Annotated in this window: 9 protein-coding genes; 8 read left to right on the forward strand and 1 reads right to left on the reverse strand. The window is 62.9% G+C overall.

Annotated elements, in window-relative coordinates; translation table 11 throughout:
• Positions 1-81 precede the first annotated feature (81 nt).
• The 3 genes from LVJ94_34545 to LVJ94_34555 all read left to right on the forward strand — a co-directional run bounded on the left by LVJ94_34545 (position 82) and on the right by LVJ94_34555 (position 5,366).
• Positions 82-738, forward strand: coding sequence for a hypothetical protein (locus LVJ94_34545; GenBank protein WXB02019.1), 657 nt, complete (start codon positions 82-84; stop codon positions 736-738).
• A 6-nt stretch (positions 739-744) separates the two neighbouring features.
• On the forward strand, positions 745-4,671 hold the full coding sequence (locus LVJ94_34550) for a hypothetical protein (GenBank protein ID WXB02020.1): 3,927 nt from the start codon (positions 745-747) through the stop codon (positions 4,669-4,671).
• A 119-nt stretch (positions 4,672-4,790) separates the two neighbouring features.
• Positions 4,791-5,366, forward strand: coding sequence for a hypothetical protein (locus LVJ94_34555; GenBank protein ID WXB02021.1), 576 nt, complete (start codon positions 4,791-4,793; stop codon positions 5,364-5,366).
• 6 nt (positions 5,367-5,372) lie between these two features.
• Here the strand turns inward: LVJ94_34555 and LVJ94_34560 are convergent, their stop codons facing one another.
• Positions 5,373-5,648, reverse strand: coding sequence for a hypothetical protein (locus tag LVJ94_34560; protein WXB02022.1), 276 nt, complete (start codon positions 5,646-5,648; stop codon positions 5,373-5,375).
• A 38-nt stretch (positions 5,649-5,686) separates the two neighbouring features.
• Between LVJ94_34560 and LVJ94_34565 the strand changes: the two genes are divergently transcribed.
• The 5 genes from LVJ94_34565 (at position 5,687) to LVJ94_34585 (ending at position 13,145) form a co-directional block, all read left to right on the forward strand.
• Entirely contained in the window at positions 5,687-9,217 is a 3,531-nt protein-coding gene (locus tag LVJ94_34565) for a hypothetical protein (protein WXB02023.1), read from the forward strand.
• 59 nt (positions 9,218-9,276) lie between these two features.
• Positions 9,277-9,894 carry a hypothetical protein gene (locus tag LVJ94_34570; GenBank protein WXB02024.1) on the forward strand — a complete coding sequence of 206 codons (618 nt, stop codon included), beginning with the start codon at positions 9,277-9,279 and terminating at the stop codon, positions 9,892-9,894.
• A gap of 484 nt (positions 9,895-10,378) precedes the next feature.
• Positions 10,379-12,052: a hypothetical protein gene (locus LVJ94_34575; GenBank protein WXB02025.1), complete on the forward strand. Its 1,674-nt coding sequence runs from the start codon at positions 10,379-10,381 to the stop codon at positions 12,050-12,052.
• 219 nt (positions 12,053-12,271) lie between these two features.
• The gene (locus LVJ94_34580) at positions 12,272-12,697 is read left to right on the forward strand and encodes a hypothetical protein (GenBank protein ID WXB02026.1); all 426 of its coding nucleotides are present in this window, start codon (positions 12,272-12,274) and stop codon (positions 12,695-12,697) included.
• 88 nt (positions 12,698-12,785) lie between these two features.
• The gene (locus LVJ94_34585; protein WXB02027.1) at positions 12,786-13,145 is read left to right on the forward strand and encodes a hypothetical protein; all 360 of its coding nucleotides are present in this window, start codon (positions 12,786-12,788) and stop codon (positions 13,143-13,145) included.
• The last annotated feature ends 2 nt before the right edge of the window (positions 13,146-13,147 follow it).

Raw genomic sequence — 13,147 nt, forward strand, 5'->3', positions numbered from 1 at the left:
GGACGATCCTTTTCTCGTAGCAGGCGCGGTAAGCGATATCCCGAAGCGGCTGGCCACGCGGCGTGGGGCCGCGCACATGCCATGGCCATAGATCTCCAGGTCGTATTCCCTCAGGAAGTGGTGGACCTCTCCTCGGTGCGTCCGGTCGCGGGGATCATCCCTCGAAGCATCGAAGTGGTCGGGAAGGACTTTCGCGCCGTTGACGAGGTTCGAATCAACGGCGTCGCCTCGCCCGATGTCGTCGTGTTGAGTCCGAATCGGCTGATCGCGCAGGTCCCCGAGCTCCTTCGCTACGACACGCTCACGTCCGTGACCGTACTGAGCGCTGCGCTCACGACGACCGACAGAAGCCTTCTTCGTTTTCGCCTTGGAACGACCGCGAGCAAGACGACGGGCATTCTTCGACTCGTGCAGATCTTCGTCAAGTTGCTCTGCACCACGCCCGGTCGAGACATCTTCGCGCCCGCGCTGGGTGGCGGGGTGCTCAAGCGCCTTGGGCTTACCTTCGGGCGCGACGAGGGGGGCGCCATCATTTCCGACTTCATCATCGCCGTGAGCAACGTTCAGCGGCAGATCCTCGCCATTCAGGCTGGCAACCGTTCCCTTTCGCGGGATGAAAGGCTGCTGTCGGCTCGGGTTGTTTCCGCAGCCTTCAACAAGGCCGAGGGGGCCCTCGTCGTCTCCATCGAGCTCCTCTCCCAAGCCGGGCGGGCGGCCCTCGCCAATTTGACGGTGTAAGTCGCGATGTCCCTCGCCGATCTCGAAACCTTCCTCCTCGAACGGTTGGCCGAGCTCGACCCGAACATGGACCTCACGCCCGGCTCTCCTGCGGACGTGCAGGTGGTGCAGGCGCTTCTGCGGCGACTGGGCCCCGATCCCTACACCGTCGATCTGGGAACGTTCCTGCGGGACAAGATCAATCAGGAGTTCCCGGACGCCGCCACACGCGAAGGCGACGCGCTCACCGACCTTTTGATCAAGGCCGCGCTCGTCCTCTGGGACCCCGTGATCCGCGAGAATATTCGAATTCGAAACAACCTCTCGTTTCGAGATCCTGCGGTTCTCACAGCCGATGAAGCGGACGCCCTCGGCGCCAACCTCTTCGCCACGCTCAACCGTGGCGAGTTCGCGCGCGGCGTAGCGCGCGTCTACTTCCTGCAGCCGCAGCATGCCTCCCTGTCGCCAGCGAACTTTTTTTCGTCGAAGAGCGACTTGCAGTTCCTTCCGACGGAGGTCCAGTCGCTCTCCGCCGAGGAGATGCTCTTCAATGTGGAGGAATCCCTCTACTACTTCGACGTCAACGTCATCGCCCAGACGCCCGGCGCCGATTCAAACATCGAGCCCGATTCGCTCATATCTGTCGCGAATCTCGCTTCCGCAGTGCGCGTCACGAACAAGGCGAGATTCCATTTCGGCGTGCCCGCCGAAACCCCAACAGACTTCATCGCGCGCATGGATCGCCAGCTCTCGGAAAGGAGTCTGGTCACCGAGCGAGGGATCCTTGCAAAAGTCCGGAACGCGTTCGCCGAGGTAAGCCGCCTCGCCGTCGTGGGGTTCGGGGATGCGGAGATGCAGCGCGACGTGCTGACGGGAGGCGGCCTTGGGCCGATGCTGGCCGGAGGCCTTCGCCTTGCCGTCATTGCCGACGGCGAGAATCACCCCCTTTCGCGACGCATCCGTGTACTGGACCCGCCCGACTTCACCGCACTGCTCGGGCCCACGGGCACGGTCCTGAGCGGCTTCACCCTGACCGTGTTCGATGCGTTCCCCCCGCTCTCACTCCCTGCGGTGCGCGACCTGACCGTCCAACGTGTCGTCGATCCCAGCACGCTCGATCTGAACGAGCAGGTGCTCCGCGTAGGGGCGGCGGAGCGGTGCTGGAGCCTCCGCAAACAAGAGCTCCGGCTCTCGGGCATGCCGGGTGGAATCTTGTTTCCGGACAGCGAGGACGGCACCGTGTCCGTTCCGAACCAAGTGCACATCGGCGGCGCGACGGACATCCTAGTCCGCGGTGCCACGTTCGACACGGCAACGCTCGTCCTCACGGACGTAGTCGACGACACGCCAGCCTTGTCGGGCCGCCGCCTACGTGTCGCCGACGCGGGACACGTTGTGCTTGGAGATCTCGTTCTCGGCAGCACCTATGCCCCGGACGATGCGACATACCGAATTTTGGCAGCTGGCACGACCCTTTCCCTTCAGGTCATGGATCCGCCGTCGGCGGGCTCGTTCCGGATCACGGCGGTCATCCAGCTTTCGGGCCAGTCGCCCGTCCTTGCCATCACACCGGCCATTACCACCGCACCTGGCGCGTTTCGATGGCGCCTTCTGGACGAGATTGACATCGACCTTCGGGAACCGAAGGAGACCAAAGTCACCGGGTCCGACTTGGTGAGCGTTCAAGGGCAAGACACCCTCGATACCGCCGGCGGCGTCGACTTCTCTGCCTACGGCGTGGCACCTGGCGATGTCGTGAGGATCTACGACGGCGCCGTGCGGGGCGACTACAACGTGACGGGAGTGCTCACACCTCTTTTTCGCCAAGTTCGCGTCGATCGACCGCTTTCAGCCACTGTATCGAACCTTCAATACGCCGTATTTCGCCCAAATGCAGACGGCGGTCTCAAAATGCCGTTTGTACGCATCGCAAGCATCGAGCTCCTTGATTCGTCCTCCCAACCCATCGGGACGAACGTGCCCTTTGCGGCTCCTGTGGACATTCGAAGTCGAGGCTTTGCCAATCTGGCGCACGGAATCAAAGCCGATGTCGCCGACGGGCGCCTCGGCATTGTCAGCCCTGCATTTCCCAGCGGCGCCTTGGATGTCGCTGGGCTTTCCTTGAGCATTCGTTGGGCAGGGCCTTCTGCGGTCAACGTCACCTTCTCGGGGCAGAACCCCATCGCTCTTCGTACGTTGGTGGACCAGATCAACCAGGCGAGTACTCTCGCCACAGGCGTCGCGGGACTCGCCACTGTCATCAATGGCGAGCGGCTCGGTCTTGTTCCGGTCGTCCCCGGCCTCGTGGTCGACGGCGGAACTGCGCTCGGTATCATCTTCGGGCCCGACTCATCTTACACCGCGTCGGATATCCGCTCCGAGCTCGCTTCGCTGACCACCCTGCATCCACCGCTCGATACCACGGCCGACGTGGCGCAGGTCCTCGATGGCCTCCAGATAGGGTTCTACGGAGAGCTTCGGCTGACCGCGGGCGGTGGCCTCCGCGGCATTTACGACTTTGCTCCCGAGGCTGGCCGGCGCGTGCAGATCGGCTCGCGATCCATCGGTTCCGCACGACTCTATTTCTTGGAACCGACATCCATCGAGTTTCCTGCAAACGCCATCTTTCGTGTTCACGGGCCGGACGGCGGGACGCTCGACTTTCACCCTGACCCGACTCGCACGTACCAACGGATCCCGGCATTGCCCTCCGGAACCAAGCCAAAAGATGGCAGCACCAAGGCGGGCGGCAGCACGCTCACGACGGGAACGCTCGACTTCGTCCGCAAGGGCATCGAGCCCGGCGACTGGCTCGTGCTCGATTATATCCCCATCATCGCAGCCCGCGCACTCCCGGACCCTGTCCCCGATCTCCACACGCGATCCATCGTTTTGAGCATCAACGGTGGCCTCGACAAGAGCGTCATTTTTGTTCACGACGAAGTAACCATTCCGTCCAACGCTGTGACCAGACAGGGGGTGGCCGATCAGATCAACCGAATCGTGGGACAAGCCATCTGCCGCATCAATGCCAGCGGGCAATTGGAGTTCGAAGCGGATGCGGAGATCGTGATTCGCGCGTCCGGCTCGGCCAACGCGCTCCTCGGACTGCCCACCACGGTAGACGTAAATGACAGCTCCCCTCATCAGGGGACGTACACCATCGTGGCCGTTGCCCCGTCGCAGCTCACGGTGGACGCTTCCTTTCGCTTGCCGAGCGACGTCACACGCGGACAATTTCGAGTTCTGCGGCGTGGGCTGCAACGCATCTGCGCCACCGAGATGAGCACACAACGTGGAACGGCTGGTCTCTACTACTTCGATATCGACCTCATCTCGGAAGGCAGCGGAGATCGATACAACATCGAAGCCGATCTACCGATGACGGCTTCTGGATACAACGCCGATGGCTATTCCCTAAGCACGGCCGATCCGAACCTTTCCTTCTCAGAGCTCGAGCAGCCCCGCCTGCATCTTTCTCGATCCATCCTTGAGATTGGAGTCTCGGACGATCCCGAAAATGCCACGGAGCTCTCGGGGCAAAACGCGCAGATCCACTACGAGCGCTCAGCCCTCACGAGCAACGTTCAAACATTCGCAATCGCCGAGACCGAGCGCGTGGTGAACGAAAGCACGCTCGTGCGCCACCTCGTGCCGTATTTTGTTAGGCTCGATCTTTCCTACGTGGGAGGCTCGCAAGCGAGCATCGTCACCGCGGACATTCGAGACTACATCCAAAAGCTCTACCCGAACGATGCGCTCACGGTGAGCGCTCTGGAGAAGATCGTCCTTGGGCGCGGAGCATCGTCGGTAACCAACCCGTTGGATTTGATCGCGGTCATCCACAACTTCGACCGGACGATTTCGGTGGAACGTTCGCGAGATCGCCTCAACACCGGCCACCTCGCGGCATTCGTTCCCGACGTCCTGAATATCGCGCGTCGCCTTTCGTAGGCGTCCCAACCGTTCGCCGACGACGCGCGTCTTGGCACAAAGGGCACACAACAACTGGGTCCCGTGGCCGACGTTCTCCGTGCACGGCGCGGAATAAGGGGCGTGAAAGGGGATCCAATATGAGATATTTCTTCGTTCTGGTCAGTGCGATGGCGTTGGCCTGCGGCAGCGAGGGGCCCGCGGGCAGCCCAGGTAGAGAGGGGTTGCCGGGCCCCGGCGGCCCAACCGGCGCTGCTGGTCCGCCGGGTCCCGCAAGCAATGTCGCCGGCCCCGCAGGGCCCCAAGGCCCTTCGGGCTCCGTCGGCCCCGCGGGGGCGCCGGGGAGTCCCGGTCCACAGGGACCGAGAGGTGAACCCGGAACCGAGGGCCCGCCAGGACCTGCGGGCCCGCCCGGGGCAGCAGGCCCCGCGGGACGGACCGTCACCAAGTCGAATCTGTACGTCCGGACAAGTGCGGTTGTGGCACTCGGCGGTCCGTTGGGAACCGGCCAAGCCATCGCCTACTGCGACAATGTGAAAGACGTGGTGGTCATCGGCGGTTGCACGGGGGCTCCGAACATTGGCCCGCCAGCCGTCTACGCCACGGGCCCTATCAACAACACCGACGCGGGCCAGCGCGCGGGCTACGTCTGCCAGGCAAATGGCACTCAGAATCAGACGATCCAGGCGGACGTGCACTGCATGGCGGTACCGTAAGGTCGCTCACTCAGCGGCACTGATGCCGCCGACCACGAGTCCGGAGTGTGGGTCGAAAAGAATCCCACACGCTTCGCAGCGAAGGAGGGAGCGGGGGACGAGCACATCAGGTGCGCTGAAAACGTGCCGCGTGCTCATCTCCTTGCGACACGAGCTACCGCATCGTTTGCAGCGAAACTGGCGATAAAATGCATCGAGTCCCTTCTTTTCCGGCGCGAGCTCGTTTTCGTATCCCTCGATAGCCTGGCGCGCGAGCTCGGGATCGATTTCGACGAAGACCATGCGCGACGGGTAAAGCCCACTCCCTCGAGGAAACGAAGATGCCGAACGAGCCTCGCCTGCCGCCCCCCACCGATTCGGACTCGAGCGGCCTCCCGACCGCCCCCCCGTTCGACATCTACAGCTTCGGGACGCAACGCCCCATGGCCGACCTGCTCGCTCATCCTGAGGTGGAGGCGGTCGAGCAAGGCGCACAAATCACAGTCGAGCCTGCGACGCTCGATATCGTCGTCGGCAGCGGCGGCCCGCTCGCCGACTCCGCGGCCCAAATCTACGTCCATGTCCCCGTCCCATCCTCGGTAACGCTGGAGTGCACGGCGACTCTGACCTCCCTTCCCGCAGGTTTCGCGACCGTCGCCAGAACGCATGCCTTTGTCGGCATCTTCGATGCAACAGGTCCGGTTCTCGGCTTATTTCTGTCGAAGGCGGGCATGGCCTACTCGGGCTCCTGCCATGTCGCCTCCTCCGGCGATCTCGTCCTCGACGGTCCCTTGCAGCCTCTCGCCGGAAGCGATGCGCTCTTCGACGAGGGCGACGTGGTCACCTTCCGACTCGCGGTCGATGAAGCCACGAGCACGGCGTACATTTACGTCACAAGGAACGTGGAAGTCGGGACCTTCGGGCACCGTCTCCGTTACGTGCTGCCGGCTCTTTCGGCTGCCGCGATGGCCAGCCTGCCACCGAACCAAACCATGTTGAGCGTGCGCGGCTCCGCGTCGACGCCCGTCACGCTCATCCTCCACGAGCTCGGACTTGGCCACGGGTTGGTCATCCCCAACCTCCCGCCGCGGGCCGACGCCGGGCCGGATCAAGCGGTTCGCACGTGCACCATCGCCCAACTCGACGGCACCGGCAGCTTCGATCCCGAAGGCGTTCCCTTACTCTACGCGTGGCGACTCATCGACGCGCCGCCCACGAGCCAGTACGTCATTCAGGGGACCGATGGCGTACCGGCCATTTCTCCCTCGGGCTTCACGGATCGCCTTTACTCGAGCACCGTCGGCGAGAGCCATACGGTGGATCCGATCGCCACCGGTGACGTTCTTCTCCTGGGTGGCGTCCCCTATGCAATACGCGACGCCGGCACGGATGGCGGCGGCTTCTTTCTACGTGTGAACGGAAACGTCATTCCCGACAACCTTGCACGCCCCAGCACGTTCAAGATACTCCGCCAACGCGGGGTCGCAGCCCCCACGACGGCCGCGCCGACCTTCTATCCGGATGCTCCAGGGCTCTACAAATTCGACCTATCCGTATTCGACGGCGGGGCGTACTCCGCACCGGCCGTCACGGTCCTTAACGTCACGGAATCCCCTTTCCCCCGCGGCCTCATCCCCGACGTGCGATTCCTGTGGAACGCGCTCTCGGACTTTTGGTCGCTTGTGGAAGGGACGGAGAGGATCGAAACGTATTGGACGGGCCTCGCGCAGGCCGCCGCTGCCGAACTCCTGAATCTTTGGCAACTCGAATACAGCAAGTCCCTACGGGATATTCAGAGAACGACCCAGCGGCGATGGCTTCACTACGAGCTTGAACTGCACGAAGCCCTGCCGGAGCTTACTGCGTTTCGTCCTGTATGGAGCGGTCTTCAGTCGCTCGACTGCCCTTCAACGGGCATCCTCGGCGCCGAGGGGACGCACCTCGATCTCCTGCTTGGGCAGAGCACCGTCCCATTCATCGTTCCTATTCAAGCCACAAGCGCCATCAGCCCGCACGCGCTGGCCGCTCAAATCCAGGCTGCGCTCGCACACGTCGATGGTCGCCTCAGCGTCCGAAACCTCGTTCGCCGCTCGAGCAATGTCGTACGACTGCGCATCGACGCGCCTTATTCAATCCGAGTGGCGGCATCGAGCACGGCTCCTTTTTTTAGCATAGGGGCGGGCAACAACCTGCCCGCAGGGCAAGGCGGCGCGATCAACGCACGCTCGTATCGCGTCGACCAAAGCCTCGAAGGCCTCGGCATCGCGGAGGGGGACTTTCTGACGCTGGGAGACGTGGCCTATCGGATTGCGCGCGTGGTCGACGATCCTTCCGATCCATGGCCCTTTCAGCGCGTCACGCTCTTGGACACGGTACCTATCCCGGCACCGACATCTTGGGCCATCGCAGGGCAGATCGCCTCCACAACGATTGATTTCTGGACCGCGCTCGTAACGGCAGGCGATGTGGCCACCGTGGATGTTGTCGCAACAGATCGAACATCGGTCGCGTTTTCGCTTCCGGTTTTGGGTGCGTCCGCGCAATCCCCGAACCGACTGGCCGTCGATCTAAGCGCGGTCGGGACGTACATCGCCCAAGCCCCCGCGTTCGGCGTGTTCTTTCGCAGCCTATCTCGGCGAACTCTCCTTCCTCGCGATCCGCTCGTGGTCGATGTCCCGTGCCTGCAGGAGCGCATCCGCCCGTCCGACGACAGCGAAGTTCTCCGGCGAAACGTCGACTATTTCCTCGAGCAGCGGCGCGGGTTGCCCTGCCTTCGCTTCGTTACCGGCACGGCGCCTGCGCCGGATGTGTGGCAGCACGGGGCCGCCCCAGGGCGCCTCTGGGCCGAGACGACCTACTTCGACAATCGCCCCACCATCGAGGCCAACTTCGGTATCCCTGCCGGCTTCACGCTCGATGATCTGTCGACGCTCCCCGCCACGGTCGATTACCTATCGAGCGTGCGCGGGCTTTGGTACGCCTACGCAAACGGGCCCACCGTCCACAACCTTCGGATCGGGGTCCAAATCCTTCTCGGGTTGCCATTTGCGGAGGAGGCCGGAACGATCGAGGAAATTCGAACGGACTTCTCGGCCACGCAGGGACGGATTCTGGTACGCGACCTCGCATCGACCGAGATCGTTCGTAGTTATTCGTTTCCCCGCTCCCTGCCGGTAGCCCTCAATCCAAGGACGAATACGCGCTACGCCCGCGGCGACGTCGTCGAAAGCCTGGCACCGCTCGTCGAAGGCGTAGAGGTCCTCGACTATGTGAAAGCCCCCTCTTGGTTTCGCGGTTACGTGCAGCAGGGCGCGTTTCATGAGGTCGAGAAGTTCTTTACGTTCCTGGTACGGGTCGATGCGGCGGCATTCAATCTTTCCTCTCTGCTCTTCGTTCGCGCGTTCGTGTTGCGCGTAAAGCCGACGTACACCAAGCCGCTCTTCGTCGTCTTCCGCCCCGTTAGCGACGCCGAAGTGGAGGTACTGGACACGGTCTTGGCGCGTGGCCGGCTCCTCCTCGACATGGGCGTGTGCGAGCTGACAGCGTGGGCCGATACCATGTTTGACCAGCCACGCCCCGCGGGTGGCGGGTGGAAGTCCGAGTACGACCAAAGACCTTTGGCTCTGGGCTCGCCGAGTCCCTACCCCACGCCAAGTGCTCCCATCACATGGGCATTCGATAAGGGCATGCTGTGCCCCGATTACGACATACTTGGCATTGCGCGCGTGACCTTCCCACAGCCTACGCCCCCAGCCTACGACAGCATCTTCGAATTCGACATGCCGCTTCAATCCAGCCAAGGAGCGAACGTGCCCTGGGCCTTTGACACGCCTATACCGGCCGGCACGTACTCGGTTCACAAGACCATGTAGCGAATCATGTCAGAGCGGTGGGCTTCCATAGCTGCCACGCCGCACGTTGAGTCCGAAGCATGTCGCATGACGTGCTGGATGTGCGGAGCAACCTCGTCCTAACGGCCAGGGAAAGGGGCAAGGTCATCGCTCGGCGGGCTGGCCACAACATTTGGCTCAATCTGGGTCGCGAGTACCTCGCGCTATTGATCGCCTATGCGTCGTTCACGCCGCTCAAGCCGGAGCGCGACGATCGCATTCGCTACATGGGGCTCGGCGTCGGCGGGACGCGACAAACGTCACCGGCCGTCGCCAACGCACCGCCCATTCTGACGGCCTATCCGGGCTCGAACGGGCAAGTGGACACGGACCCCACGGTGGTCCGATTGGAGCGCCCGGTCCGGATCTCGGGCTCGGCCGACCCCTACCCCGGCCAGGCCCTCGACGTCTGGCTCGGTCAGGTGCAGGCGCCGGCGGACCACGTCACGGCCACGCAGGTTACGTTTCGCAGGCTCTTTCAACAGGTGGACATCTCGTACCCGCCTTTCCTGAGCGTCCCCATTTCGGAGATCGGGCTGTTCACCGGCGCGGTCAGCCCGAACACGCACAACAATACGATGGTCGCGTACGACACCTTCGACACGATCAGCAAGACGGTGGCATTCGAGCTCGAGGTCGCCTGGACGGTGCGGTTCTGAAATGCCCTCCTCATTCCACCGGTTGACACGACCCAGCTACGCGGGCGGCTTGCCCTCGAGTCACGACTACATCAACAACGGCGCCTCCGGCACGCCTGCATTTGCGGACGGGGCCAAGATCGGAGGACCGAACGCCGGTACGTATTTCGTCGCATTTTCCGACGACGCAACGTCGGCAAATGCCAACCGACCCAGTCGAGCGCTCGCGGAAAATACGGATTACTTGGACGACCTGTTTCGTCGGGACCTCGCGATGCCTGTCCGCACGGCCGATGCGGGGCCCACGACAGCGCCACTTGCCTCCCTCGTTCTCGTCGGGCCCGGGATCTTTCTTGGTCTCGCCGGTGCAGCGTTCAAAGATCTTTTTCACCTCCTCGATGCCAACGAGAACGACATTCTGGACAATGCCTCCGGAAACGCGTGCACGGTCACCGCCATCGAGGGAGGCGCCGCGGGAAGCGGGTTCTCGACTGGGAACGTCACATTGACGGTGACGCCGCCCATTCCAACCGGCACGACGTACCATATCTACTACGGCGTGCGCACGAGCCTGGCCAACATGCCGGCCGACGCACTCACGAGCATCCGCATTCGCCTCGCCAGCGAGGTGGATGACCAAGTCGAGCAGCTCCTTCGTGCCCTACATGGCAACAATCAGCCGTACAACGCACCGTGGGCGTCGACTGTCTTCGACCTCGCCGCATCAGGCCTCGACGAACGGTATCGGCGATCGTCCACGGCGGCGAGCCGCCAGTATCCGGGGTTTCCCGGCGCGGGAAATCCCAATGTCGCGGGCTCGGGTGGGTGGTACCTGCGCAATGGACCGGGAATGACCGGATTCGGCCGAACCGATGTTTCCGCGCGCGCGGGATACGCCTCGGGCGTCGGATACGGCATCGAGGGCCTGTGGATCGCCGATCCGCAAGACAGCAATGCGCCCACCCAAGGACCCGCCGGCGGCCGCGTGGGCGGTCTGTCGTCCGGATTTGTTGCGCTCGGTACACGACGCTACACCATCGCTGACTGGGAGAGCCTCGAGAACTTGGGGCCAACATTTGCGACGTTCTATTCGGGTGAAAAGCAAATTGCCAATCCGACTGTGAGTGCCGCCAACCAAGCGTCGCTGAAGCAAGCCTTCAGAACATACCTCCCGAGCGGGACGCCGGTCGCACTCTCGGGTGCACTTGCGACCATCGCCCCGCCGGCATTCTTCGCCGCCAATATTCTGGATCCGAACTCCTCGGCATCGGTTCTGCAGACGGCAATCGCCGTGGGTTATGACCTGCTCGAGCTCGCGTTTCCGGACGGGAGTGTCCATTCGTTCATTGTCGACGGCGCCAATGGCTCGACGATCAACCAAACGCAGGTGGGACTTCTCTGCCTCGACGGTTCTCCCCCCGCCTTTGCGGCAGGGACCACGGCGACGCTTGCGAAATGGGTGCGCACGCGATTCGGGATCTTTGATGGCGCTCCCGAGCTGCAGGAACGGCGCGCCGGCGCGCCCAACCGTGCAAAGTTGCGCGGGACAGTCTTCATGTCCCCTCCTCCTTTGACCAATGGCAGCCAACTGGGATTGGACATTCCTGACCCCCGAGTGTCTCGCGCCGCACGCTTCTTTGCCCCTGGTGCAACGGCCAACGACCTCGCCCTTATCTGGGGCGGCTACGATCAAGCCGCCCAAACCTATCGCGAAGGCGCGGTGCTGATGGGCGATGGCAGCTGCCAGCTTCGGGCGCTGTATGCCACGGAGATCAATACGGTAGGAATCGTGCGATTCATGCAGCCACCGTATCGACGCATCCAGATCATCGAGGGCAACGCCAGGCAAGTGGACGTTTCGATGGGCGGCACCATCCGTATCATCAACCCGGGCACCTACGGGCCAACCAGAACGGTGCACATCGAGTTCTCCAATGTCTTCTACGACGGCCTCTCCACGGAGCTCTTTATCTGCATCGAGCGAACCAGCAGCGATACGTATGATCCAAAGCAGGTTCTGGGCTTTGTCCCCGTTGTCGCAAATCTCACAAGCCATATGGACGGCAACGCGCTGATCTCGTGGGATGACCCGTCCGTCGGGCCGACGACGTATGATCTATTCATCGGTCGTGTCGTACACAATCAGATATTCTGGCAAAAGATCCAATATAAAAGCTAGCCGCGCCCCTCCACCTCGGGTGGTGGTTTTGTCGCAGAAAGCCGGTCCCTCAGGCGCCGCGTGCGCGGTGGTCGCGACCTCACAACATCCACGCTGCTCTGGCCGATGCAGTCCAACGGTGCTCGACTACGAGAGAGCGAGTCATAAAAGTGCATCTCCAGGCGCAAGATTCCTATGTATCCCTTGACGTTTGACGGGATATCGATAGGTTCGCCGTTTATGGACCTCAAAAATCAAATCAATAAACTTGCAGAAGACTTCGCGCAGGGCGTGCTCGCCGCCATGCGCAGCGCCTCCCTCGAGGAGATTGTGGGTGGCACCGGCTCCCGCTCGACTCCGGTAGCGGCCAAGACGCGCGCAGCCGCGGGTAGGCCCGCGCGTGGCGGAGCGGTTGCAGCAGCTCCGAAGTCCCCCCGCGGCCGTGGCGGGCGCCTGCACCGCCGCTCCGAAGAGGAGATTGGCGCCGTCGGCGACAAGATCATCGAAGTGCTCAAAGCCCATCCCGAAGGACTGCGCGCCGAGCAGATTCGGGCCGAGCTCGGTCTGGAGGCCAAGGAGTTGCCGCGACCCCTGAAGGATCTTCTCGCCGCGAAGAAGCTGAAGACCAAAGGGCAAAAGCGCGCGACAACGTACTTTGCAAAGTGAGGCCTGGGGCCCGCAATCTTCCGCGGGCCGGTTTCCCTGAACGCAGGCTTGTCGGACCTTCCCGGTTTCGCCATGATGCGTGCTGCACATGGATCGCCGTTGGCTTGAACTCGAAGGTGGGCGCCTAGGGCTCTACAAGCGCTCGACGGAACCGTTTCCCACCTACGTGGTCCGTAACCGCGACGAGCGCGCCCAATTGGAGCGGGAACTCGACGCGTGGGAGCGCGAACGTGGCGTGGCGCTCGAAGCCGTTTCGAAATGGGCACGGGACGAATGCGATGACAGCGAGCTCACGCCGCTTGCCGCTCGATTGGCCGCTGGCGACGAGGCGGTGGACGCGCTCCAATATCCCATCCTCGCCGCCGCCGAGGAGGAGGCCCTCCGGCTTGAATTCATGGTCGCCGCAGGGGAAGCGATTCGCAAACTGAAAGCTCCCCGCGAAGGATGAAA

Source organism: Sorangiineae bacterium MSr11367 (assembly GCA_037157805.1).
Classification (GTDB): Bacteria; Myxococcota_A; Polyangia; order Polyangiales; family Polyangiaceae; genus Pendulispora; species Pendulispora rubella.